The organism is Marinifaba aquimaris (assembly GCF_013328345.1).
GTDB classification, from domain to species: domain Bacteria; phylum Pseudomonadota; class Gammaproteobacteria; order Enterobacterales; family Alteromonadaceae; genus Marinifaba; species Marinifaba aquimaris.
The window spans coordinates 46,706-73,347 of the sequence record NZ_JABULX010000018.1; the positions used below are offsets into that span (position 1 = coordinate 46,706).

General features: G+C 39.7%; 18 protein-coding genes and 2 pseudogenes. 8 read left to right on the top strand and 12 right to left on the bottom strand.

Annotated features, from left to right (window positions below):
* The first annotated feature begins 67 nt into the window (after positions 1-67).
* Positions 68-1,225, top strand: a complete 1,158-nt coding sequence (locus HR060_RS12145; RefSeq protein WP_174200564.1) for a CsgG/HfaB family protein — start codon at positions 68-70, stop codon at positions 1,223-1,225.
* A 43-nt stretch (positions 1,226-1,268) separates the two neighbouring features.
* On the opposite strand, the gene HR060_RS12150 is transcribed toward HR060_RS12145, so the two are convergent.
* Positions 1,269-1,778: a DUF3087 family protein gene (locus HR060_RS12150; protein ID WP_174200565.1), complete on the bottom strand. Its 510-nt coding sequence runs from the start codon at positions 1,776-1,778 to the stop codon at positions 1,269-1,271.
* Between the two features lie 302 nt (positions 1,779-2,080).
* Between HR060_RS12150 and HR060_RS12155 the strand changes: the two genes are divergently transcribed.
* Genes HR060_RS12155 through HR060_RS12170 form a run of 4 tightly spaced genes read left to right on the top strand, consistent with a single transcriptional unit; the run spans position 2,081 to position 6,694 of the window.
* A complete protein-coding gene (locus HR060_RS12155) occupies positions 2,081-3,004 on the top strand; it encodes an ABC transporter ATP-binding protein (protein WP_174200566.1) in 924 nt (307 codons plus the stop codon).
* Between the two features lie 4 nt (positions 3,005-3,008).
* Positions 3,009-3,743 carry an ABC transporter permease subunit gene (locus tag HR060_RS12160; RefSeq protein WP_174200567.1) on the top strand — a complete coding sequence of 245 codons (735 nt, stop codon included), beginning with the start codon at positions 3,009-3,011 and terminating at the stop codon, positions 3,741-3,743.
* A gap of 15 nt (positions 3,744-3,758) precedes the next feature.
* Positions 3,759-5,600 (top strand): Gldg family protein, encoded by a 1,842-nt coding sequence (locus tag HR060_RS12165; RefSeq protein ID WP_174200568.1) that lies wholly within the window; start codon positions 3,759-3,761, stop codon positions 5,598-5,600.
* Between the two features lie 35 nt (positions 5,601-5,635).
* Positions 5,636-6,694 (top strand): DUF4340 domain-containing protein, encoded by a 1,059-nt coding sequence (locus tag HR060_RS12170; protein ID WP_174200569.1) that lies wholly within the window; start codon positions 5,636-5,638, stop codon positions 6,692-6,694.
* 389 nt (positions 6,695-7,083) lie between these two features.
* On the opposite strand, the gene HR060_RS12175 is transcribed toward HR060_RS12170, so the two are convergent.
* The 6 genes and pseudogenes from HR060_RS12175 to HR060_RS12195 all read right to left on the bottom strand — a co-directional run.
* Complete coding sequence (locus HR060_RS12175; RefSeq protein WP_174200570.1) at positions 7,084-8,172, bottom strand: collagen-binding domain-containing protein; 1,089 nt, start codon at positions 8,170-8,172, stop codon at positions 7,084-7,086.
* Positions 8,173-8,316: 144 nt separating this feature from the next.
* Positions 8,317-11,070, bottom strand: coding sequence for an XrtA/PEP-CTERM system TPR-repeat protein PrsT (prsT, locus tag HR060_RS12180; RefSeq protein ID WP_174200571.1), 2,754 nt, complete (start codon positions 11,068-11,070; stop codon positions 8,317-8,319).
* A 152-nt stretch (positions 11,071-11,222) separates the two neighbouring features.
* Complete coding sequence (gene nadN / locus HR060_RS12185) at positions 11,223-13,148, bottom strand: NAD nucleotidase (protein WP_174200572.1); 1,926 nt, start codon at positions 13,146-13,148, stop codon at positions 11,223-11,225.
* A gap of 142 nt (positions 13,149-13,290) precedes the next feature.
* Positions 13,291-13,977 (bottom strand): hypothetical protein, encoded by a 687-nt coding sequence (locus HR060_RS12190; protein ID WP_174200573.1) that lies wholly within the window; start codon positions 13,975-13,977, stop codon positions 13,291-13,293.
* Positions 13,978-14,098: 121 nt separating this feature from the next.
* Positions 14,099-14,452: pseudogene (locus tag HR060_RS19875) on the bottom strand (OmpA family protein); the annotation flags it as partial.
* Between the two features lie 99 nt (positions 14,453-14,551).
* Positions 14,552-15,940, bottom strand: a pseudogene (locus HR060_RS12195) (phosphate ABC transporter substrate-binding protein); the annotation flags it as partial.
* Between the two features lie 109 nt (positions 15,941-16,049).
* Here HR060_RS12195 and HR060_RS12200 point away from each other — a divergent pair.
* On the top strand, positions 16,050-16,211 hold the full coding sequence (locus HR060_RS12200; protein ID WP_174200575.1) for a hypothetical protein: 162 nt from the start codon (positions 16,050-16,052) through the stop codon (positions 16,209-16,211).
* Between the two features lie 3 nt (positions 16,212-16,214).
* Here the strand turns inward: HR060_RS12200 and HR060_RS12205 are convergent, their stop codons facing one another.
* The 4 genes from HR060_RS12205 to HR060_RS12220 all read right to left on the bottom strand — a co-directional run bounded on the left by HR060_RS12205 (position 16,215) and on the right by HR060_RS12220 (position 23,467).
* The gene (locus HR060_RS12205; RefSeq protein ID WP_174200576.1) at positions 16,215-16,679 is read right to left on the bottom strand and encodes an EF-hand domain-containing protein; all 465 of its coding nucleotides are present in this window, start codon (positions 16,677-16,679) and stop codon (positions 16,215-16,217) included.
* 82 nt (positions 16,680-16,761) lie between these two features.
* Positions 16,762-18,657: a PhoX family protein gene (locus HR060_RS12210; RefSeq protein ID WP_174200577.1), complete on the bottom strand. Its 1,896-nt coding sequence runs from the start codon at positions 18,655-18,657 to the stop codon at positions 16,762-16,764.
* A 73-nt stretch (positions 18,658-18,730) separates the two neighbouring features.
* Positions 18,731-20,614, bottom strand: coding sequence for a phytase (locus tag HR060_RS12215; protein ID WP_174200578.1), 1,884 nt, complete (start codon positions 20,612-20,614; stop codon positions 18,731-18,733).
* A gap of 72 nt (positions 20,615-20,686) precedes the next feature.
* Entirely contained in the window at positions 20,687-23,467 is a 2,781-nt protein-coding gene (locus tag HR060_RS12220; protein ID WP_174200579.1) for a TonB-dependent receptor, read from the bottom strand.
* Between the two features lie 331 nt (positions 23,468-23,798).
* Between HR060_RS12220 and HR060_RS12225 the strand changes: the two genes are divergently transcribed.
* Complete coding sequence (locus HR060_RS12225) at positions 23,799-24,764, top strand: GGDEF domain-containing protein (protein ID WP_174200580.1); 966 nt, start codon at positions 23,799-23,801, stop codon at positions 24,762-24,764.
* Complete coding sequence (locus HR060_RS12230) at positions 24,761-25,810, top strand: AraC family transcriptional regulator ligand-binding domain-containing protein (protein ID WP_174200581.1); 1,050 nt, start codon at positions 24,761-24,763, stop codon at positions 25,808-25,810. The genes HR060_RS12225 and HR060_RS12230 overlap by 4 nt, the downstream gene beginning before the upstream one ends.
* A gap of 53 nt (positions 25,811-25,863) precedes the next feature.
* Here the strand turns inward: HR060_RS12230 and HR060_RS12235 are convergent, their stop codons facing one another.
* A complete protein-coding gene (locus HR060_RS12235; RefSeq protein WP_174200582.1) occupies positions 25,864-26,613 on the bottom strand; it encodes a hypothetical protein in 750 nt (249 codons plus the stop codon).
* Positions 26,614-26,642: the final 29 nt, after the last annotated feature.

Here is a 26,642-nt window from a genome sequence, read left to right on the forward strand (position 1 = left end):
TATAACAAAGCGCTGTGGAATAGCACATAAGCGGGTTGGTAATTTAAACATAGATAAAGGAGCTATCATGAAAGTGATAAAATCTAAGTTAGCCTTATTAGCACTCGCAACGACGTCTTTGATTGCGTGTTCAAGCACGTCAACAACTGTGACATCTGAACCAGCCGAGAAAAATATCAATCAGGTACAGCAAGAAGATGCAAATGGCTTAAAAGCAAGAGTTGCCGTTGCTCGCTTTACTGACAAATCTAATAACCGTCATTGGTGGAGTAAAGAGATCGGTGATGGCATGGCAGATCAATTAACAACGGCTTTAGTACAAACCAATCGCTTTATTGTTTTAGAACGCGCTAATCTTGATGTCGTTCTTGCGGAGCAAGATCTCGCTGTTGCTGGTCGTGTCAGTTCATCAACTGCGGCTGCTTATGGTGAAATTGAGGGAGCCGAAATTGTAGTGCTTGCCTCTGTGACAGAATTCTCTGATGACAACTCTGGTGCTCGTGTTGGAGGAAGTGGCTTTTTAGGCGACATGGTTCAATCCGTATCTGCTGGTTTTAAAGGCACGCATATGGCAATTGATTTACGCTTAGTTGATACTCGTACTTCACGCATTTTATCGGTTGCAAGTGTTGAAGGAGGCAGTAAAGATTTTAACTTATCTGCTGCTGCTTATAATTTTGGGGGCTCTTTAGTCGGTTCAAATATCAGTGGGTGGTCTAATACGCCTAAAGAAAAAGCATTAAGGGAAGTGATCAGTAAAGCTGTCGAACATATGCTCAAGCAAATACCTGATACATACTACCGTTACACGCCTGATAATCAATTAGCTGCTGGGGCAACGCCGCCTCCCGCACTTAAAAAGTCAGTTTCAGTTGCACCTAAAAAAGCACCACCAGTCAATACGAATCGTCCTTTAACACAATATGAGCGCCATGATGTTGCCATGGCTCAAGGTCAATTATATTGTTTAGGGTATCTCGATGATGACCAGGAAGATGGTCACTATACGCCTGAAACCATTGCCGCAATTGAGCGTTTTCAGGGCCATAATGAATTAACTGTTACTGGTCGCGTTGATGATATTACACTCAGATCGCTAAATGACACTAACTGTATGGGGAAAAGTATTGCAAAAGGCTTTGAATCCTTAGGACAGATTTTTGGCGGGGCAAGTCGTGAGATGCACCAAGAAAATAAAGCGAAATTGGAACAAACTAACAAGTAACATTGCAAAAGCGAGTCGTTAAAAGACTCGCTTTTTTCTTTGACTATTTGTATTGCTCTAATAGCGTTTTATCAAATTGCTCCACCTGAATGTCTAAATTTAAATCTGCTATTTTCTCTTCTAACACCGATAACTTTCTATTTAGCTCGCTCATTGTGATGGTATTGTCATCCAACTGATAAACTTGCATCGAGCCTTTATAGCTAAATAGCGTGATTAACAAAGCATCTCTTTCATTGTTATCAGCTGCTTGTTGAATTTTAGTGTTCTGACGAGTGATAAGGTTAAGTACTTGCTTTAAATCCCATACGTATTTGATTTCGGTTAAGTAATCGTGGTGCTGATATTTTTTCAATATTTGAACAATGATAATAACCGCTGCCGCTACGCCCGCTAAATTATGCCAAAAATGAGTGCCTTCTCTATCTGTAAATAAATAGATAGCAGTAGTGGATATACCCAGAGATAAGGCGGTTAAAAGGATAATACAGCCGATAATGACTCGGTTTAAATGTTTGCGATAACGCGCTTTGTTGATTTGCTTTAACTGCACTACAAGCTCTCTATATTGAACAATGGAGCCATATTATAAAGGTATCTAGTTCAACTGAAAAATCGTACATGGCTAAAAAGTGTGCATTTAAACGAGAAATTAGCACTAAGGCTTGAAATTTTGCCACGAGATCATATTTTATTGGACGAATTATCGGCTGTAGTGCCGAAATAACTTGAGTTTTAGCGCGATTAACGGCAATCTCTTGAAGTGAAATTTAACACTTTATTTACATTATGCTGGTTGAACGAGCATTTCTCACAAAAAGAGCTAATTGTAATTAGTCAGGAGCATTTGAAGATATGATCCAGATAACCAATCTAACTAAACAGTTCGGTGATTTCACCGCTGTTGATAACCTTTCTTTCGACATCAAACCAGGTGATATTGTTGGTTTCTTAGGGCCAAACGGTGCCGGCAAATCGACCACAATGAAGATGATCACCGGTTTTCTAGAACCCAGTGCAGGTGAAATCAAAGTCAATGGCTTCAACATAGATAGCCATGCACTAGATGCTAAAAAAACGATCGGCTATTTACCTGAAGGGGCACCTGCATACGGTGATATGACCCCTGCACAATTTTTATCTTTTATCGCTGATGTTCGTGGTTTAACAGGAAGTGAAAAAACTCAGCGTATCAAAGATGTGATCGCAAGTGTCGAATTAGAGTCTGTTTTAGATAGACCGATTGATAATTTATCTAAGGGTTTTAAACGCCGCGTCGGTTTAGCACAGGCGATTATTCACGACCCTAAAGTCCTCATCTTAGATGAACCAACTGATGGTTTAGACCCGAATCAAAAACACCAAGTGCGCAAGCTTATTGAAAATTTATCAAAAGATAAGCTAGTGATAATTTCTACACATATCCTTGAAGAGGTTACCGCTGTTTGTAATCGAGCTGTGATTATTGCAGGCGGTAAAAAGTTATTTGATGGCACGCCGCTCGAATTAGAAGCGCAGTCAAAGTATCACCAATCAATTACTTTAAAGTTTACTGAAGGTAAGCCTGATACATCTGTTTTAAACGCACTGAGTGAAGTCAAAGAAGTTTTGGAATCTGAGGACGATAACGCCGTTACGCTGATTCCCCAAAATGATGCTGAAAGTTTGTTTGCAGTGTTATTCGCCAAATCTCAATCAGAAAGTTGGCCTGTTGCAGCTATGTTTGCTGAAAGAGGTCGTTTAGATGATGTATTCCGTTCATTAACGGCGCAGGTATAACGTTATGGATATGATTAAAATTTTATTTAAGCGTGAGTTTTCAAGCTTTTTCGCCACTCCTGTTGCTTATGTTTTTATTGGCATATTTTTAGTACTTAGTGGCGTGTTTACTTTTTACTTCGGCAATTTATATGAGCGAGGTCAAGCTGATTTAGCTCCATTTTTTAACTTCCACCCTTGGTTGTATCTATTTTTAGTGCCAGCAATGGCAATGAGAACTTGGTCTGAAGAGCGTAAATCAGGCTCAATCGAGTTATTAATGACCCTACCGATTACACCTTTACAGGCGATGTTAGGTAAATTCTTGGCTGCATGGGCAGTGCTTGCTTTAGCTTTAGCGCTAACTTTCCCATTGTGGATCACAGTAAATTATCTCGGTGCGCCTGATAATGGTGTAATTATCGCTTCCTACTTGGGATCATGGTTAATGGCTGGTGCCTTTTTAGCTATCGGTATGTGTATGTCGGCAATGACTAAATCACAGGTTATTGCATTTATCTTGTCTGTGGTGGTTTGCTTTATTTTTGTATTAATTGGCACACCTATGGTACTGAATGCACTTAAAGGCATTGTACCTGCCGTTATTCTTGATGCTGTAGCATCACTTTCGTTTGTTAGTCACTTCCAAACGTTAGTTAAAGGTGTGATTTCACTACAAGATGTACTTTATTTCGTTATTGCTATCGCTGTTTGGCTTCAAGCAGGTTTAGTGTTAATTCAACAGAAAAAAGCTGATTAGACTGAGGATAACAACATGAAAAAACTTCAATCTACTGCTGGCTTAGGTGCCTTAGCGCTCATTTTTCTTGGCTTAGTGTTAATTAATAATTTAATTTTCGACAAGGCGAGAATCGATTTAACAGAAAACAATATTTATTCGATTTCATCGGGCTCCAAAGCAATTGTCGATAAAATTGATGAACAAGTTAATTTGTATTACTTCTTTTCAGATAAAACATCTGAAGGGATCCCAAATATCCGTAACTATGCTAACCGTGTTCAGAATTTATTAGAGGAATACGCTCTAGCGAGTAATGGTAAAATTAAACTACATATTATTGACCCTGAACCTTTCTCTGAAGCTGAAGACAGAGCGGCAAGCTTTGGTCTTACTGCAGTAACAGTAGGCGCGGCTGGCGATAGTTTATACTTTGGTTTAGGTGCAACAAACTCTGTTGATACCGAGGTAGCCATTCCATTTTTTGACCCTGCCAAAGAAGAATTCCTAGAATATGACATCAGTCAGTTAATTTATAAGTTAAGTGATACTGATAAAGTTAACGTTGGTATTATCAGCAGCTTGCCTTATATGGGCGATGCAATGGCTGCGCCGATGACGCGTAACCCCAATGCACAACCAGCGTGGGTTTTCTACGACCAGTTATCGCAAATGTATGAAGTTGAAGATATTGGTGAACAAGCTACGGCATTACCTGATAATTTAGATGTTTTAATTCTTGCTCATCCAAAAAACTTATCTGAATCAATGGCTTTAGCGATTGACCAATACGTGATGAAAGGCGGCAACCTAATTGTATTTGCAGATCCTCATGCTGAGTTTGCTACTGCATCTGCTCAAGGTAATGTGGGCAAAAGCAGCAGTGACTTTGCAGGATTACTGAAAGGTTGGGGTATCAAATTTGATGCTAACCAAGTTGTATTAGATGCTGCTACTTCATTAGAAATTCGCCTTCCAACTGGTGGTACGGGTAAACACTACGGTTACCTTGGCTTAACAACCGATAACATTGATAAATCTGACGTTGCCGTTTCTTCATTAAATTTACTTAATGGTGCTTCTTTTGGTTTCTTCGAAAAAGCTGAAGGTGCAAGTTTCGATTTTTACCCACTTATCCATTCCAGCACTCATACAGGTTTAATTGATGCAGATACTTATGGGGTATTGCACGACCCTAGAATGTTAGGTCGTCAATTTAAACCAACAGAAGTTCAATATACATTAGCGGCTAGAGTATCTGGTCAAGTGCAATCTGCCTTTAAAGACCAGTCTGTCGAATTAGTTGATGGTCAAGTTTTAGTAACTGAAAACCTTAAAACTAACATCATTCTTGTTGCGGATACTGACGTATTAGCAGATAGCTTATGGGTTCAGAAACAGAACTTCTTTGGCCAGACAATTCTTAACCCATTTGCAAATAACGGTGACTTCTTGGCTAACAGCATTGAAAACTTAGCGGGTAGTTCAGATCTGATCAGTATTCGTGCTCGTGGTAAATTCTCTCGTCCATTTGATGTGGTGCAAGATATCACTGCTCAAGCAGAAGAGCGTTTTAGAGAACAAGAGCAAATGCTACAAAAGCGTTTAGAAGATACTGAAAAACAACTACAAGAGTTAAGTAATCAAAATAATGGCGAGTTAGTACTTAATGACGAGCAAAGACAAGCACTTGAAGATTTCCAAGCGCAAAAGCTCGAAATTCGCAAAGAGTTACGCGAAGTACGCCACCAACTTGATAAAGATATCGATGCTTTGGGTAGTAAATTAAAGTTCATCAATATTGCACTTATTCCTTTACTGTTAACTTTATTATTAGCTTTTATCAGCCGAAAGTTATTGGCTAAACGCGATTTTTAATCGGCAAGCTAGTTTAAATAAAAGAGAATAGAATAATGTTAAGTAATAAACCTTTAATCTTTGCCGTAGCTGGCACTGCATTAATAGCTGTTGGTCTGGGGTTAAACCAAGGTCAACAAGCTGATAGTTCAATTGATAAACGCGCTATGTTGCCCGCTATTCAGGCCGATTCAAGCACGCTTAATCACATTAAAGTGGTTGAAGCGGTTGATGAACTAATTGTTGAAGCTAAAAAACAAAATGATCAATGGGTCATTGCAAGCTTAGATAACTATCCTGCTGATGTAACTAAAATTCGTAAATTCATTAATGAATTGGTTGAAGCTGAAATTGTGGAAGATAAAACCAGTAATCCAGCTAAACATCATCATTTAAAACTAACGCCTGTTTCTGGCGAAAAAGTTGATAGTGAGAGTAGTGCAGTTTTAGTGGAAGTCGCTACGGCAAAAGAACAAGCAGCAGTGTTGTTAGGTGGTTATCCTAAAAATGATAACGGTCGCTATGCGAGACTTAACGACAGTGATCAAACTTGGCAAGTAAATAAGAAAATTTATGCTCCAGGCGAGCCGACAAGTTGGATTGAAAAGAAGATCTTTGAAAACTTCACCATTGCTGATATCCAAGCTGTACGCAGAGTCACTGAAAAAGATGGATTTAGTTTTAACAAGCTAAACCCGGGTGCTGACTATGTATTATTGACTGAGTTAACGGGTGGCCAAACAGCGAAAGATCCTGGCGTGATGGGTTCATATGCAAGTGCAATTGCTGGTATTCGTATGCAGCTTCCAGCTAAGCGCGATACACAGCTTTGGCAGCAAAATACGCAGAATATACAAGTTGGCCTTTTTAATGGGGTAAAAGTCGATCTGACCTTTGCTGAGCAAAAAGTTGATGATGCTAGCCAGCCTTGGTTAAGTATTTCTGCTCAAGCAATCAGTACTGATGAAGCAGCAACGACACTAGCCGATAAAATTAACCAGAGACATCAAAACTGGCAGTACAATGTCACAGAATATATCTATGATAGTATTTTGAAAGATTTAACTGATCTTGTTGATACGCCTAGTGATACAGAAGTCGTCGAAGTTAATTAAGCACGTCAATATATTACGACTCAAAAAGCCGCCTAATTCACCTGGCGGCTTTTTTGTATCTAACCCTTGTAGACTTATTTTATATACCCATTAACTTTACTGTGTTTAGTAAGCGGTCAAACTGCCATCTGTAATCATTACCATTGCTCTCAGTAAGGCATTTGGTATTTAGAGTTTAGTTAACGTGGTAGCCCTGTCTTGTCACTGCTTGCAGTTAAGCCGAAAAACCTAAGTTGTGAAAGTGGGTAATAGACTTAACCGTTACTCACAATTGGCTATTTAAAGAGAAAATGAATGAACTAAAAGCAGTGGGTAGGGGATAAGTGTTAGTACAAATAAAAAAGCCTCACATAGTGAGGCTTTTATCGTATTTATGGGGGCTAAGTGACTTAAGCAAATACAGTGTTAGTATTTGGAGTCGCTTTGAATCTGAATTTGTTTTTAGCTACAACTAAACCTAAAGCTACAAAGAATGCCCAGAACGCAGACGGTGCTGGAACCGGTGTAGTGATCACTGGTGTGAACGGGTTGTAGTTGATTTGCATGTTACCTTCCCAAGAGTTAGCAATGACTTGTCCCCAAATTACTGAACTATTAGCCGAGATATTTGAAGTCGGTGCCAAGATAGTACCGTATAAATCTGTTTGAAGATTTAGGTCGAGGTTGATAACACTTGCATCATAAAAGTTATAAATAACTTGAACTGGTGGTTTACCGTTTGCTTCGCCCTTTCTGAAGTACTCACTTAAAGGATCATTTGCGTCATTTAAGAAGATGTTTGATTGGGTAAAGTTAACCACACCGTTTTCGCCACGGATGTTAAATACTAAAGTAGCAGGGTCTTGCATATCAGTTGTATCGACATACCAGTCTGTACGCTTGCTACCCCATTGGTTTTCAAACATGTCTTGAGTAACGTCAAAAACGTATACACCGTCGTCATTTGTTTGGTTAGGGTCAGCTTTAAAATCTAATTTCCAATCTTCTTGGCTAGCATTCCAATCATGTTTAGTATCAGTGATCGCGTTTGTGCTTTCTGATAATGTTTTTGAAACGTTTTGTAAGTGAGCAAAAGCGTTATCAAAATCAATATATTGTGGATCTTGAATTTGATTTGCTACACCAATTGGAGAGCCATTTACAGAACCACCGTAAACAAGATCGCCATATTCTGGGTTAGGAAGTGTTGATGTGTTGTAAATGTTTAAGAAACCATTGCCTGTTTTCTCAACATTACCGCCTACAACTAGTGCAGGGCCATCACCCATATTAAAGTCCTTGATTTTGGTACCAACATCGTAACCACCATCAACGATAAAGTCACCACCAACGGCGATGCGCCCTTCTGTATCTGAAGATGTTACTTTGAAATCACCACGAACAAATGCGTTGTAATCACCTGCAACGCCAAGATCAATATTGGCAGCTAGTGAAGAGCAACTTAACAGTAAACCTGTGAATAATGTAAAAATACGCACTGTACAATTTCCGTTTAGTTTTCGATAAGGGTTAAAATTCGCTCATATAGTAACAAAGTTTGTCATAAATTGACATATTTACAGCCAAATCAATTTAACTTTGTCGCTAAAAATGAGAACCAGTTCTCTAAGTTGTTCTTTTCTCTATAGAGTTTTAATTACTTTTTCTACTTCTTTTCGCAATTCATGCTTATCGTCGAGTAGTTTAGCTTCATCAAATGTCATTTTTGCTGCAGATGAGCGATTTAATTTAGCTAAGGTATAGGCAAGGTGGTACTTAAATGTTGCTTGGTTCGCTTTACGTGCATCCGCTTCCCTTAGGTATTTCAACCCTTGCTCCCACTCTCCTTGTTTAGTCAGCACCCAACCCAAAGTGTCATTGATTTCAGCAATGTTAGGGGCTAGTTCATGGGCTCTAAATGCGAGTTTATAAGCTTCGTCTACATCTTGTTTTATGTAAAGGTTAGCTAAGTTGTTTAAAAAGATAGGGTGTTCATTGATGTAAGGGTAATCACTTAAAACACTAATCGCTAAATCGATTTCATCCATATTTATTGCTAAGGCGCTGAGCTGGCCAATTGTCCATGCATCGTCAGGTACGTGCTTTAACCAATTTTGTAACAAATTCTTTACGTTTTGGGGTTTTTCTAGCTGGCTGTATATTTGAGCCAATAACTGCATATGTTGCCGACTTTGCGTTTTGGCAAATAATTTTTTAAGTTTAGGTTCAGCTTTTGTAAGCTGGTTTTGTTGCAGTAACAAGGTAACTTCAAGCTCTTGCCAGCTAATTTTATCTTTACTCCAAATTCCCTTCTTAATGAGTTGCTCTGCTTTTTTATAGTTTTCTTGGTTTAACGCTAAACGAGCATCAAGATAGCGGGTTTTTACTTTGCCCAGCTGTTTAATTCTGTCGATCGATTTTTTTGCTGCTTCATTATCTTTTAAATCTAATTGGCGCAAAGCGATGTGTTTGAGTTTATCTGCGTCATCATAAACTAAGCCATAAAGTGCTCTTAAGCTTTTCTGGGCTTGATCTAACTGATTTGATTTAGCAAAGAACTCACTTTTTAGGAGTATGTAAGTGTGGTCAAAATAGTTGTCTTGTTCGAGTTGTAAGATAACCGCTTGTGCTGTTTCTAGATCGTTGACCTTCAGTGCTAAATCTAATTTCGCTCTTAAGTTTGCATGATAGTGAGGGTCTTCACTTTCTAGCTCTAACTTTTTAAGCAAGTGCAGGGCTAATGCATAAGATTGTTGAGAGATTGCAAGCTCAGCAAATAGCTCTAAGACTAATTTGTCTTTACCGTGGAGTTTTAAAATTTGGTTATATTGTTGCTGAGCCGTTTTAGCGTCACCTTGTTTTAAGGCGATAGCGGCTAATGCTAAATAAGCCGGTTTGAATTTCTCATCTAACGTTAAGATACCTTCAAAAAAAGTTTTTGCTTGTTCTATTTTACCTAGTTTTAATGATACTTCGCCGGCAAGTTGTAAAACTTCAATTTTATTAGGGTATTCATCAAGAAGCGCTTTTACCGTGTCAAATGCTTGTTTAATTTGGTTGTTTTCAAGCTGTATGTAACCTAGGGTCGTTCTGTTTTGTAATTGGTTATCGGACACTTCTAATAGTGCTGAAGAGGCTTTATCACTCTGTCCAGACTGCAGCAGGCTGCTTAAATACAAGTCTTTCAAGGTTTGGTTATTGGTAAATTTATCTTTAGCCTTTTCAACAAAGGCCAAGTACTCTTTTGCAGGTTTTTCGTATCGATATACGGCTGCCGCTAATATATAAAAATCGACATTTTCCGGAAAGTTCTCTAGTCCTTTTTCAACGTGAATGACCGCTTCAGCAAAGGCTTTATTGCGCAGTGCTATTTCGGCAAGGTACTTTCTTGCTGTTAAGTTTTCACCGTAAAGGTCTATATATTTAATGTATAAGCGGCTCGCTTTTTCGACATCATCAAGCATATAGTTGACGTTAGCGGTCACAAATAAGACGGCTTTGTCTTGTTTCATCTCATCGCTTAGCGAAGATAATTGATGGCGCAAGTTTCTCAATACATGTTTGGCGTCGCGCTCTTGGTTTTGTTCAAATAGCGCAGAGGCTTTAATGATTTGGGCAAACGGATTATAGATATCCTTTTCAAGTACGATTTCACTTTGACTAATGGCTTTATCGAGCTGTCTGTTTTCTAGGTAAGTTGTTGCTAACCCTAAATGTGCTGATTTGTTGTCCGGTTCATTGGCCAATACACCTTGATAGGTTTCAATCGCTTTGTGCAGCTGTTTATTTTGTTTGTACCAGCTTGCTTTTACCAAACGAGCAGGTGAATAACCTGAATCTAATGCTAGAGCGGTTTCAATTTCAACATTAGCTTGTTCTAACTTTGCTAACTTAAGATATAAGTCCGCTTTTTCTGTATGCAGTTGAGCCGTTGCAGGGTGCAGCGCAAGCTCTTTTTGATAAGCGCTTTGTGCCTGTTCGTATTGCAGGCCCGCTTTATAGGCATTCGCTAGGTATAAGTGATAGTTTTGTTCCGTTGATAATTTACGGTATTGCTGTAAAAGCTCGATAACCTCTCTGTGTTTGGATAAGCCTAACTTAACCTGAACAAGTAAGAAGATAACCTGCTTTGAATCGGCATTGAGTGATTTGGCAATAGAGAGTTCTTTTTCTGCCGCTCGTAACTGACCTTGGTAAAATAAAACTTCACCTAGTTTTAATCTGGCAGGTAAATAATCAGGTGTTTCTTGCAGTGTCGTTTTTAATTCAATCTCGGCAGAAGAAAAGTTACCTTTCTCTAAGTGAGCTAAGGCTCGCTCGTATGGTGATGAAATTTTACTGGCGTGAAGGTTAAAACAGAAAAGACCTAAGCTTAAGGTCAATATCACTTTATACATAAAATTGGGTTACTCATTAACTGCAATCAGCTCATATTATACCTCTTCAAGCCTAAGCTAAGGTAGTAGTAATTGTGCTTGTTTGTCGCTAGGTGTGATCTGGGTCACACAAAATAACTGTGTGGCCCAGATATCGCTTGGCTTAGTATGTGTTAGTAACCTTCACAAGCAGACGATGTTGAATGGTCACAACCGTCACGACCGATATATTTTTGAGTTGAATATTCAGCCATCGGAAGCTTACTGAGTACTTGGTTGTTAGCATTTAACAACTTAACGTAATCGATAAAGCCTTGTGCATATTCAGTGTAGGTATCAACAAATTTTCCTTGGTTGAAGACTTCACCAAATGTTAAATAACCATCGCGACCTGAAGCGATATAGTCGTTCGTTACCACGTTGTAAGTCATCGTTGGGTCGATAGTTACCCAATCAGCTGATAAACGCGTATTGACTTCAATATTTGATACGCGACTCCCTGCAGTTTGACTGGCATCAATTTGGTAGCGCAGGCCTGAAGCATAAGGATATGAACCACTAGAACCTTGGTTATCAAGGGTATTGCTCAGTGCATCTTCTAACACTTGCTTGATTTGTTCACCCGTCAGTTCAAGTGTAACTAGCGTATTAGAGAAAGGTAATAAAGTGTATACATCAGCAATAGTGTAATCGCCACTCGCCACATCTACACGCACACCACCACCGTTTTGAATAGCAATGTCGGCACTTGGTGTGACCGTTAAAAAGGCTTTTGCAACAATATTTGAGATATCACTACCGTAGGCATACGTTGCAGATGCATCACAAATTTTAGAGCGGCCTTGGCCAGGGTAACGATCTAAACACAAGTCTTCTGATACTTGGCCAATCACTGTATTAACTAAGTCACCTACTTGCTCATCAAAGCTTGCAATTAACGTTGAAGATGCTTCATCCGCTACAACAAACTGAACTTCTGGATACTGAGAAAGCGCATTGACTACTGCTGTTTGTGCATCACCTGATAGGTAACGCATTTCATCGTTTACTTCATACGCAAACTGATCACTTGTTGGTAAATAAGGCATACCAGAACACGCTTGAACAACACCATTTGAATCAAAGTCGATATTAATTTGACCTAATACACGCGCGTATTCCCATGCTTGCACGATACAGACTTTTTCACCATCAGCATTGGTGACTTGTGTTGGGTAATCACCTTGCGGGTTGAAACCTAACATGGCTAAGTTTTCACTGCCTAACAAAGTATGAGAGTCACCACCAACAATAATGTCGACACCAGACAGTTGACTGGCTAATGCAATGTCATTTTCGTATTGATAATGCGTTAATAAAACGACTTTGTTTACGCCCTGCATTCGCACTTCATCAATATATTGCTGTGCAGTTGTCAATTCATCTAAAAATTGTGTACCGGCATCTGGGCGAGATGAGTTTTTAGTTTTACCAGCAATGTCGATACCAATCACCGCAATAAGCTGACCGTTTTTTTCGATGATAGTGTAAGGGCTGATATAACCGTCTCTGATAGGAGAGTTATTCGCCGGAATAACATTTGCTGCTAGGGCTGGCGTTTGACAGCTTGTATTATTTAAATAATCTAAGAATGTCGCTAAGCCCGCATCACCGCTATCAAACTCATGATTACCCAAAGCAAATGCATCAAAACAGATTTCATTCATTACAGCAGCATCGGCTTGACCATTAAACAGTGAGTAGTAAAGCGTGCCTGTGATCGCATCACCTGAGTGAAGTTTGATGACATTGGCCGATTGAGCTTCTAATTGATTAAACAAAGTGGTTAACATAGGGAAACCACCAAAACTCACTTCGACTTCGCTAATTGCTTGGTTATTTTCATCTACTAAATTGAGCGATGAGACATCGTAATCAAAATCATCTGCTTTGATATGAGAGTGATGGTCATTGATATGTAAAATACTCAAGCTGAATGCTTTATCTTGGCTACGACTTTCAGCTACTTGCTGATAAAAGTCATTATTGTCATCACCGCCACATGCGGTGAGTAATAAAATAGACGTTGCAAGGGCAACTTTATTTAACTGCTTTAACATTATTTTTCCCCATTATTGATTAAATCCTTTAGCACCAATTTGGCGGAATAAGGTGACTTTTTGATGAAATGAAAATGACGGAGATATTAAAAAGCCCTCACAAGAGGGCTTTTAACAAATAATATGTAATTAAGTAAAGCGCTTACTGACCGACAGCTTTGGCTTTTAGCTTCACAACGTTGGATTCAACTTGTGGTTTAGCTTGCTGTAAAGCTGAAGAGAGTACGTTCTTTTTTCTTGCAATTTCGAATTCGTTGATAGGTTTTGCTGATAACTTACTGGTCAACTTTTGCTGTAAAGCTGCAATTTGCTCCGGCTCGGGACGTTGCATCGTCTGAGTCTTTAGTGCGCCACCTAAGCGTTGCTTAACTTCATTTAACTTATCTTGCTCGGCGGTGGCATTAGGTGTTTCTAAGCCTAGCTTATTAGCATTTAGCCCTTCATTTTCCATCATTTCCATTAATTTTTGAGAGGGTAAACGCAGTGATGACATGGCATCTAATAAGATTTTTTGCACTTCTACTTTTTCAACTAAAGTCATAGGTGATAAAGCAGCAAAGAGTTTTTCACTGTCTAAAAAGGTCGCTTTTAAGTGATTTTTGATCACACCTGATGCCATATGCTGCGGCGACATGGGGTCGTAGCGATCGTTGGCAAATTCAGCTAAATCTATTCCTTCTGCTTCCATCTGAGCGAGCAACTCAGGAGAGGGAATATCTAATTTTGTTAAGGTATGCTCAATGTTAATTTTAACTTGCAATGCTTCCTTGACAGAGTAGTTTTCAAACACGGGTAAGATACTCGCGACGTCAGAAAAAATTCTGTACATTGAGATGCTCCAATATGATTAATGATGATGTTGCTAATTATTTCAAGAAGTTGTGACACAAATATGATCTGTGGAAAAAACAACCACAGATCACTATTTAGATAGCATGACTAAGTCAGCGTTAGATAATCCAAACTTCAACGCGGCGGTTGCGTTCACGACCTACTTCATTATCGTTATTTGCAATTGGCAGTAGCTCACCAAAACCTTCTACCGCCATCACTGGAATACCGCGAGAGGTTAATTCTCTTTCAACCGCTTTTGCTCGACTCAAGGATAAAACTTTGTTTTTGTCTTTTGCTCCAATGCTGTCTGAAAAGCCCATAAGCACGATACGTTTGCTCGGGTTTGATTCCATAAACTCAATTAAACGATCCAAATCACGTTTTCCTTTGTTATCCAAGTCTTTGTTGCCGTAGTCGAAACGGAAGTTGAGCGATAAACGTTGGCCTCTATCGGCATACTGATTGTACTTAGCCGGAGCCTCTTGCATTGGATAAACCGTTTCAACTTTGATGTTTTGCGAGATTAAACCTGTTTTTTCAACAATAACCTGTCCGCGGTTAGAAATAGCAAAGCGAGCAAAGTCTTTGATCATTTCTGATGCAGATGTCGGCGTGTAGAAATATAAACGACGAGATAGCGCGTAATCTTCGGTACCGATTGTAAAGCGAGTAGGGAAGATAGGTGTTGTCCCTTCACCTTCAGATACAGCAACAGCTTTGTTGTGTTGAATATAGTTTAATCCGATAAAGCCAATTGCTGATTCATCTTGAGATACGCGTGTTGATAACTCTGTACTGGATTCAAGTCGTGTTGCATTTGGCGTTAAATTCTTTTTGTGCTTTTTCAATACTAAACTTTTAAAAGTATCCCAAGTCCCTGAATTTGCATCACGTGAAAACACGTTAATTGGCATTTGCGGACCGCCAATTTGAGACCAATTGTCAATTTCACCAGCAAAGATACGAGATAATGTATGAGTAGATAAAGCTTTAACAGGGTTGTTTTGGTTTACAATAACGGCTAATCCATCTAGACCAATAATGTGTTCATTACCTACTTTATTAAGATTACCTGTTAATTTTACTAAGCTCTCAGCTTCAGACTTTTTGACACGGCGAGATGCCATGCCCATATCCGCTTTTTTCAAGCCCATATCTTCAAATGCAGTGCTTGAACCGTGTGCGTGAAGCTCAATGGCATAAACAGTGTTGTTTTGCACATATTGCAAAGTGCGTTCAACTTTTACATCGCCTTTCACCCAGTGCATTTGTTCAATATCTTGTTGTTTTAAATAGGCTTCTAATAAAGCCGGTGCTAACTTCTCCCCTATGGTGTTTGAACCGTGCAGTCTAAATTTAAGCTCAGCGTTATCACTCGGTAATGTGATACCAGCTACTACAACTGGCGCAACTACTGGTGCGGTTTGAACGACTTGAGTCGGCTCTGTTTTGATAGTTTGTTGAACAACTGGCTGAGTTAGTTGAGTTTCTGCAGGCGTTAAAAACAGCGCAAATACCGCAATTAAAACAATAACAAAACCTGCGATTGCACCAGGAATGATAAGGTTCATCTTGTTCACTGTAGTGCGCTTAGCAGCAGGCGCCTGAGTGTTATTTGTAGCGGTTTTAGGTGCAGGTTGGTTTGCTGTTTGGGCACTTTGTTCTAGGTGTTTAATTTGCCCTATTGTAGGCATTAAAGCTGGGTGCTCAAGTTCACTCAACTCTTTGATAACCAGCTTAAAATAGGCATCGTCGAACGCCATCTGCTGAGCAGAAATTTCGATGCCAAGTTCTGATTGCGATAAGGATTCTAGCTGTTTAAGTAGATCTTTTAGAGCGGGCAGTTCTTTATTCATATTATTATCGCCTGAAGAGAAAATAGTTATTTCGCGCACGATAGTAATGAGGCTATATGATCGATTTATGACAATAATACGATTTTGTGACAGTTGCGACATATTTGCACTTTTTTGCTGCAAACGAGCTAAGCTGTGACACGTATCACAAAAAGTTTTCGTGACTCCTCTATATTTGCATCATCAACTTTGAGCGTTAAGGATTGCGTCTGTGAAAAAATTAATTGTCATTATTGTTGCTTGTTTATTGGCTGTGATTTCAAGCTTTAAGATTTATGCCATTCAATCTAAGAGTTTCACAACTCAAACGCAGTTAACACAAACTGACTGTCCAGAACCAAGCCTTATCCAGCCAGTTTGCCAACGTAATTAACGACTAACTTGCGCGCAGTTTTCTCTTCATTTTTCTGTGCGCTTTTAATTCTTCTCTAGTTAGAAAGCCACTATTGTCATTATCAATTTCAGCAAATAGTGCACTTTTATCGATTTGTTTATGACTCGCTTGCTTTTTAGCAATGTGGGCTTTAAATTCAGCTAAGGTCACTTCTTGATTTTGGTTTGAGTCTATCTCATTAAAACGGCGCTGTTTTCTCTCTTTCATTTCCGCTCGTTGCGCCTGTGAATTTCCTTTTCGTTTCTTAGCGTTGTTAAAACTAAATTCAGTTGCGACAATAACGCCGTCATTATTTTCGTCTAGCTTAGTGAATAACTTTTGGGCATTGAGCTGACGTGGTTCAAAATTTAAAAATTCACTCTTACTGATTTGACCATCTTGGTCTGTGTCTAAGTGCTTAAACTTCCCTGGGGCCGCTAAAACCGACGTCGAAGCGAGTAAAGCCATCGATAAGCCAAGAAATTGCAAAAAATGTGCAAGAAAAATTGAAAAACAGCGAAGCGTTATTAACCCGCTTCGCTTTTCTTTTTTAACTACCGACCACTTTGTGTGAACGATGGCTTATTGCCACTACGGCCGGCCTTGGTGGTAAATCAGGTGAAAAGTCGGGCCAACGTGTGTCTGGGTTTTCTAAGCTGCCATCTTCACCCGGGTGTTGAATGGCGCAAAAGAGGCTTTTGTTATCTGGCGTAAAAAACGGCCCACATAATTCAGCACCTTTTGGCGTGCGTAAAAATCGCTTGGTTAATCCTCTATCTTCACCTTCAGTGGCACAGGCCCATAAGCCGTTTGCAATATCAAAGGCTTCACATCCGTCTGTACCTATCCATAAATTGCCTGTGTTATCAAACGCACAGTTATCAGGGCAGGCTAGCCAACCATCTTGTGTTGTTGCTGGGTGGTAAAAGGTAACCATGCTAGTGGGGTCGCCTGTCAGTAACATTAATTCCCACTTGGCGGTGTCGAGTTTATGATCGGCATCATCGGCAATAATCTCAATAACCTGTCCAGCTTTATTGTTCGATCTTGGGTTCACACCGTCTGTTTGATGAGGTTTTCTTGCTTTGTTTTTCGTCAGCATGACATAAACTTTGCCTGTTACTGGATTTACTTCAACATCTTCGGGTCTATCCATTGGCGTGGCATTTAATAAATCGGCCGCTTTTCTGGTATCGATACTAATATCAGCCTGCGAAGAAAAGCCATTGGCTTTTGTTAAAGGCCCTTCACCGTAGATAAGCGGTAGCCAAGTAAGTTGGTTATTGTCTTTAAATTGCGCGACAAATAATGTGCCTTCACTGAGTAATTGTTTATTGTGCGCTCTTGTTTGTGCATCGTTACCCGGTTTGTATTTGTGCTTGCTGACAAATTTATAGATGTATTCGAAAGCTTGATCATCCCCCATATAAGCGATGACAGTACCATCTTGTGCAATATGTAAATTACAAGCTTCGTGTTTAAATCGTCCAAGTGCTGAGTGTTTTACTGGCTTTGAGTTGGGGTCAAAAGGGTCTACTTCTACAATCCACCCGGCGTGAAATGCCTCGGCGGTATCTTTGTTCAAATCCCATCTTGCATAATACTGACCCCAAGATTTTTTATCTTTACTAAAGCCAAAGCGCTTTAAGCTCTCTTGTTCGTTCGTTTCAGTTAGGTCACCTGTGAAAAAACCATCAACGTTTTCTTCTGCTGTTAATACGGTACCCCAAGGCGTTACCCCGCCTGCACAATTACCGTAGGTACCTTTACTTGTTCGGCCGCTAGGATTGAGCTTACTTTGCATACGTTGGTGACCGGCTGCAGGCCCGCTCACAGCCATGTCAGTCCAAGGTGTAATTCGACGGTTAAATGAAGAATCGAGTATAAGTTGCCAATAAAAGCCTTGCTCATTCATTTGTCTTTTTATCTCGACAACTGACAAACCGTGCGCTGCAATATCAATATCTGTTTGAGTTTTATTAAGCCCCTTGGCATTTTTTATGCCTTTAAACATTAGGTGTGGATCAGTTGCTTCGTGATTGACGACTAACAAGCCGTGATCGGAGCGATTACTGCCAAGTGGAAGAGGGATAAAACCAACAAAGTCATTGTTGTAGCCAAACTGCAGTTCTTGGCTGGTTTGGTTCTGATTGCTAAAGTCAAAATTAGGGGAATGAGGAAACAGTGCATCGCCCCATCTAAGTAATACTTGGCTGTTATAGTTTTCTGCCAAGGTCAAATTAGCATCCAGCCCTTGTTTCACTTCCTTGAAATTGAGTGCACCACTGTTTTTACCTATTGATTGTGCATTGCTCATGCAGCCAGCTAATATGCTAGACGATGCCAACATAGAGGTTGATTTTAAAAAGCCTCGTCTTGATAGATTTCGCTCTAAAATTGTAGGAAATGCTTCAGAGCTAAGCACTTTCTGTGTATCGAATTTCATTTTTCTTTTACCTAGAGCCGGTTTGTCATCGCAATACAGTGTATTGATCTTAGATGACAAACCCGTGATTAGATTATTTTAAATTAAAGTGATTTAGCACTTTTTCAAATGACAGTAATTTGAAATTTTGTGCCTGATGCGGCATCAAATTTCGGCCATCTTGAACAACGAGTAAGCCATTCGGGTAGTCCTTAGAAAAATAACTACTGTGTACTGCTAAACCATCTGTCTCTGATGCGCCATCTATTCCTAAGTCGAAATTTGCACTGATGCGAAAAGAATCGATGTAATCAAAAGGAGGGTAGGCATGATAAAGCGCGTAGCTATTATTCCCTTGGCTTGAAACAACAAGGTAGCTATCGTTTATGCTCTCACCATGATAAATGGCTATCCCTTCAATATCGTCGGTCACTTTGGTACTTAAACCTGCAATTTTTGTCGGTTGTTGCGGTACTGATACATTCATATGCCAAATACCGTGATCCTCAATACCTAAGAAAATATCACCTGTTTTATCATTGACTACACAGCCTTCAGGTTGATCGATTAAACGAAATTCGTGGGTTAAGCTGGTTTTTATCTGACTGTTTTGTGCGGTGACTTGATAACCCTCATAGCGACCATCTTTATCATTGATAAAGACGTAGTATTGGTCGCTAGAGGCATCGTGATGCATACACAAACCATACACTTCATCTAAGCTGGTTGCCGTTTGATTAAGCTCTGTCACCACGCCGTTATCGGTGATTTGATAGAAGCTAATACTATTGTGGTCGCGATTACTCGCAGCAGCTAATGAAACTTGTTGACCGTTTAAATCAAAGCCATAACGCAAATCGACATTATTGATACGACCAGATGGTATAAACTGTGTCTGTTGTCCCGCTAAATCATAAACGGCTAAGCCTGACTTTTTATCGGTTGCTAAGATAAGGCTGTTTTCTGAGTGAGTAGGATTGAGCCAAATAGCTGGATCATCAGCCGCATCGCCCATTCGCGCAACGGGGGCGGTTTCTCCATCAGCAGCAAGCTCAGCAATAAAGGCTTCAGTCGAGACAGGCTTAGCAGACAAGTCTAATCGTAATTGTTGCCACAGTGTCTCTTCATCAAAGTAATGGATTTGAAGTTGCTTGTCTGAAAGCCAACGTGCGTCGAATATCTCAACCTCATCACCTGTGACGTTAACCCACTGCAAGTTTGCTTGCTCTGGTTGGTAAATCGCTATTTTTTGCTCTTGCGCTTGGCTTATTAGCAAAGTGCCATCTGTTAGTACTTTTAACGCTTTTATTTCAGATTTTAATTGGCCAAAAGGCTTAACCATAGCAACACCATGTCGGGTAACCGTAGCTTCTGCTCTGGCATCAAATTGCCAAACACCAATCGTTTCTTCAGCGATAAAAAGCTGATTTGATTGATCGTTTACACTACATGCTGTGACATTATGAGATAACGGAAGTTGACGTATTGTGTGCTGCTTGGCTTGGTTAGCTAAACTGTCAAAAACTAAGCGCTGCTCTACATTTTGGTCGCTCTTTAAGACATAAGCATAAACTTTAGCGCCATCTTGATACAGGCAGAGTCCTTCTAACGCTGCGCTTTTTTCTATTTGGCTCGATAACAATTGAAGCTGATTATGCTGGTAGCTGAATATATCGATACTATTATTGGCTTTGTTATGGGCCGCAATGACATATTGCTCTTTCCCAATTGAACGCATGTCTATTTGTTCGTAATGACCGGGCACTTGTGCCAAAACTTGATCGTTATTTTGTAAAGTGAGGTGCTCAAAGTTGTCAGCGGTGGGGTGGGCAAATGTAAACGACTTAGCTTGCACCTCTGGTTTATTGATCTGAGCTGATTGCTCAATATGTGTCGATTGATTTTGGCTGCAGCCCAGTGCTGTAAATAGACTGATAGCAACTAGGCTAAGGGTTTTAGTTTTATTTAGTAATTTCACGAGAATACCTAAAACAGATGATTTAAAGCGGAGTAAGGTGCTGCGCTGAATCACTCAACGCAGCAAAGCGGTTTAAAATGAGTTATAAGTAAAACCTAACTCAAATGTGCTGCCGTACGTTTCGTATTGATAGTTGTATTGGCTATTACCGTGATACAGGTAATATGCTTCGTCCGTTAAGTTGATGGCATTGAAGTAAATAGTCGCGTTGTCGTTAACAAAATACTTTAAGTTAAAATCAACTTGGTTGTGCGAATCTTCAAAAACGTCATAATCACTGTCGGTAAATTGATATGCTTCACTTTTATGAGACAGCGTTAATCGAGCACTTAAATGACGGTTTTCATAACCCAATGTTAAATTGCCAACGGTATCTGACTGACTTGGCATTTCATCATCTGCATCCGTCCAAGTACCATTTGCTGAAATCAATAAACCTGAATCAAAGTTTTTAGTCCAAGCTAATTCAATACCTGAAATACTTGCTGAACCTCCATTAACCGGTTGAAGGACTTCTTCATAGCCATCCCACAAACCATTGTCTTGAACTTCTTTAACCACGATATAGTTATCAATATCTTTGTAAAAAAGACCTGCCGACATGACGCCAATTTGACCTGGGTAGTACTCGATAGAAAAATCTAGGTTACTAGATTCAAAAGGTTTTAAATCTGGGTTGCCTACTTCGGCTTTGCGCTCAGTGATGATTTGTCCATCGTCTTCTACCGTCTCAGATTCAATAACTTGTTTTGCTGCTGAGTCCGAGAAACTCGGGCGAGCCAGTGTTTCTGTGTAGGCAAAACGAGTAACCAATTTATCACTAATGTCGTAGCGGATATTTACACTCGGGAATAGGTGATCATAATCTTGCTCGCCTGACCAAGTATCAATAACTACTTGCTCGTCATCATTGATTTCATCAACGATTAATTCAACTTTATTGCCTTGAGTTGAAAAATCGGTACTCTCATAACGAAGACCCGCCACAATATGCCAACTGTCGACATCTAAGCTGACCATACCGTAGGCAGCCGTAATATCTTCTTCGCTGCTGTAAGCATCAGAAAGTGAATCAATTTGAGAATCTAAGCCATTAACTTCAAAGCCCGATTGGTTTTGAAAAAAGAATGAGCGAATGGCCGCTTTAGATAAACCTGGGCCAAAGTTACCGTGATCCCAATCAGGAGTGTTTGCAGCAAAATTTAAAGCGCTCGCATCATCAAATCCACCATCGTAAATAACGACATCTGGGCGGTTTGATTTTTCACGACTGCGATGTTTAGCACCGAATTTTAATTGGCCATTGTGATTGTTCCAGACAAAGTCACGTGTTAAATCAATTTTAAAGCTCAGCTCTTCATCTTCGGTATGGTTATTTTCAAAAGCGATTTCATCTAACTCAAAGTTTGCTAAATCATGTGCTGCTGCATCTTGGTATAGGGCTGGCTTATCGCCAACTGTTGAATAACCTAAGTTAAAGCCTTCACCTGCAAAATCAGCATCAATGCGATTGGGTTCATCTTCTGTTGATTTTGAGTAACCTAAGTTGTATTCAACTAACCAGTGGTCAAATTGATTTTCTCCACCTAATACTACAGATAAAATCTCTTGCTCTTCATATCTATCTTTGGTGTCGCGATCCATTTCCGCGTCGACAAAATCACCGCTTGTCGCGCTCCACGTTGCAGCATCAACTTGACCTTTCTCGAATTTGTACTCGTTTCGCAAGCGAAACTCATCATCAGAAAATTGGCTATAAAGGGTTCTCAAGTAATATTTATCACCCGATTGCGTTTGCAAATCAAAGTTAATCGCAGCCCCTGTGCGTTCACGCGTAATTAGATAGTGTCTTTGTTCAACTTCTTCGGCGCCAAAGCCTTCAACATCTTCACCTGAGTTTTTATCCTCAAATTCAACATCAAACCAACCACCGTCAGTTTCAATATTATGTGAGCCAAACTCGCGTTCAAACCAACTCAAGGCAGCCGCTACACCTAAGCGATTACCTGAGTCGAGTTCGAAAATTTCTGTATATGAACCTGATAATTTAGGGCTGCTATCTTCTGTTTGCTCATTGTAGCTGCCTTGTACCGTAACACTATAACTACCGTCTTCTCGGTCAAATGCAGATAAGCTTTTCACTTCAATTGAACCGCCAATAGCATCTGCATCCATATCTGGCGTGACGGTTTTACTGACTTCTAGCCCTTCAATTAATTCTGATGGAATAACGTCCATTGCAACTGAACGCACACCTGATTCAGGCGAGGCGATATTGGTACCGTTGATCGTGAGGTTATTTAAGTTTGGGTCAATACCGCGAATACCAACAAAACGTCCTTCCCCTTGGTCTCTTTGGATAAACATACCAGGTAAACGCTGTAAGGCTTCTGCCGCATTTTGATCGGGAAATTGACCAATCGCATCGGATGAAACCACAGATTTTAACGTCTTGGCATTTTTTTGTCGGTTTAGCGCACCTGCTTGGCCTGCCTGTTGTCCATAAACGATGATATTTTCAAGCGCAGCTTGCTCATTACCAATGACAAAGTTTTGCTCAACAATTTGGCCATCTTTAATGTTTATTGGATATTCAACTGGCTCGGCACCCAGGTAAGTAATTTGAATGGTATATTGGCCATCAGTTAGGTCTTTAAAGATAAAGGAACCATCGCGCTTAGTGACTTGTTTTTGCTTGGTCTCTTTAATCTCAACAAGTGCACCATCGAAATATACTTTATTTTGACTGTCAGTAACCTTACCTTTGATATCGCCAGCTAAAACCGGCGTGCTTAATAAACTTGCAGCGAGTGCAAGTGAAATAGGACTTAACTTCCAAGAATTGAACTGCATTACAGACCTCAATGACTGATATTTTTTTAGTTTAAAATGACTTTCAGCGCTGAATTGAGGTGCACTCTAAAATTGCTTTATGGCGATAATGTTACAAAAACGAAAGGTTTACGGTGATATCAGCTTGGCACGGCCAAAAGATCTGCATAATTCTGTCATTTTGAGCTTTTTTGACCTGTTATTTACTGGAAAAATTATAAGAAAAAGTGATAAAACCCTATATCTGTTAAAAAACCGTCAATTAGCTGAGCTAATATGACCCTGTGTAATGTGTATAGATTTCAATAAACTGCGTTACCAAATTAGCCGTTTTCCCACTACGAGTGATGTTATGAATTTCAGTTTACTTAAACTCCATGGCCAGTTAATTGCCATTGTCTTGGGGCTTATTTTGCTTTCTTTGTTGTTTATCAGTCAGGTTGCAGTGGTCAAAACGGTAAATGAAATTGATTGGCAGGATATATTGGGTGAGGGCGGTATATGTATTATCACACTTGTATGGATTTTCTTTATCTTAATTAGCCGCCCAGCTGGCAGTGTGACTAATCTGCTGGTTATCGGTTTAGCCTTTTTTCACGTTTCCTCTTTACTCGATGTGCTCGATGAGTTCTTTATTTATCCAAGTGAACATCAATGGTTGAGCATATACGAAGCTTGGCCTGCGCCTGTTGGCATGGTGTTTATGACTATTGGTCTGTACTTTTGGCACCAAGAACAATTAGCGTTAAATAAACAGTTAACTCGGCGAGAGCGCTATTACCGCGAACACAGTTTAAGCGATTATATTACCGGGCTTTACAGTGCCGAATATATGAATGACCAAATCAACCGTGAATATACTAAAGCCCAACGTAATGAAACTAATTTCAGTATTCTGATGTTAGATATGGATGGTTTTGGCAGTTTTGTTCGTTTGTATGGTGATAAACAGGGCGATCGTTTATTAGGTGAAATTGCTGAGCTGATTTTAATGAATATCCGCACGGTTGATTTAGCCTGCCGTTATGCTGGCGATCGGTTTGTAGTGCTACTCCCGGATGTTGATACTTTTTCGGCAAGGGAGATCGCCATGCAAATTCAAGATTCTATTGCACACCTTGCTTTTAAACCTGAGCGAACTGCAAAAGCTATTTATCACAGTATCAGTGTCAGCATGGTGCATTCATGCCAGGCGAAAGATATGCAAAGTTGCTTTAAACAACTCAATGACAAAATGATTCGAATTAAAGCTGAGCGCGCTATCAACAAACCAATCGATGCGGCTGCAACTATTAAATCGATGAGTATGGAGCGATGATGCAAGCTTGGTTAGAGCAACATGAAAAAATAATCGATAGTCATCAAATTGCTCTGGGTTTAATTGAGTTAGCCAAGCAGCGAGGTGCAGATGAAGATGCATTGCTCAAAGGCACGGGCTTGTTTGCAGATGATTTACAGCGGGCGCAGTATCAATGTTCGACTGAACAATTAGCTAAATTACTAACCAATTTAAAAAAGCAGCCAAATTATCAAGATATCAGTTTCATGATGGGGCACAGATTATTGGTCGGGAAATTTAGTGCCATTGCTAATGTACTCTCTCACGCCAAAGATTTAAACGATGCGTTGAGATTGATCTGTTTATATCAAAGGCAGTTATTTCCGTATGCCTTTTTCGTAGTTAAACGGCACAACAATACCACTTATCTATTATTTGAAAATAGTATCACTGAGCAAACAGACTTTCAGTTTTGGTTAGAACTCATTTGTGCGGCCATTCACGCTAATTGCAAATGGTTACTCAAGCAAAGCGTACCTATTAGGTATTACTTCAAAGCAGCTCGACCTAAAAACATTTATCAATACGAGCACAACTTAGGTCATAAACTCAACTTTTCTCAGCCGCTCGATATGTTAGCCATTGAAGATAGCTACTTATCGATTGCTTTACCGCATGCGAGCCAGTCTATTCGAAAACAAATGCGCTTTCAGTGTAAAAGCGCACAAACGGATTATTATCACTTTCAATTGTTGGCAGGACGAAGTCGTAAACAAGTACAAAGAGGACTGATTCAGTTTGTCTATCTACATTTACAAAAGGGTAGAGCGACCAATTTAGAACAAATGGCTGATTTAATGTCGATTAGTACGGCCACACTAAAGCGCAAATTAAAATTACACGGTATTAAATTTCAGACCATTCAAGACAATGTAAAAAAGCAACAAGCTATTTTTGATTTAACGGTACGTGGCAAGGCTAATGTAGAAGTGGCAAGTTATTTAAATTTTACCGACTTAACCAATTTTAGAAGGGCTTTTAAACGTTGGACAGGCAAGAATCCTAGTCAAGTTAACTTGGGTTAATGACGAATCGTTAGATTTAACAATAAAAAAGCCACCTAGCGGTGGCTCTTTTATTACCATTTTTTCTTGTGGAACAAGTCATCAAATTCATCTGGCTCTTTTTCTCTGCCTTTAGCGTTGGCATCTTTTAGCTCTGACTCAATTTGTTTTAGTATTCCTTCTAACTCTTGCTTGCGAGAATTGACGTATTCATCGGGGTTAATTTTAGCTGAAAGTGTATTGAAAGCTTTTTCAAAGTACTGTCTTGCAGAGCCGACCATACCTGATTTTTGTGCCGCTTTACCGCGTTTCATTAAACTGTCTATATTGATTTTTAGCTGCATGCTCTCGAGGCGTTTGTCTTCTTTCATAAAGACGCCAGTGTCCACTTTACCTTTAGAGTGCTCCGAGCGAAGCAGTGTTCTTAATTTCTTGATACCTTTAATTAGCGCAATAATGGCCTTGTCATCATCTGGAACCTGTATGTTGTCATCACCCGTTTTTGCTGTCGGGTCAAAGTTATCAACACGTACTTGGGCATCTTTTAATCTCGATTTTATATCGTTTGATTCTGGGGCAAGTTGAGAGATTGATTTTAATGCTTCTAACACGCGTTGGTGCATCACTAAAATTAAATGTTGGGAGATAGGTAAGCTCCCTGCATTCATTAAAAGTTCTTCAGTTTCTTCAATGATTGCTTTGTATTTAGCGATTTCTTGACGTTTTTGTGCATCTTGTTTGGCTTTGTGCTGTTGCATCGCATTAGCGATGACTGCAACCACAATCAAAGCGATAACTAAGCCGATGACAATAGAAAAAATCATGCTGTTTCCTGATTTGCTATGTTATTAAT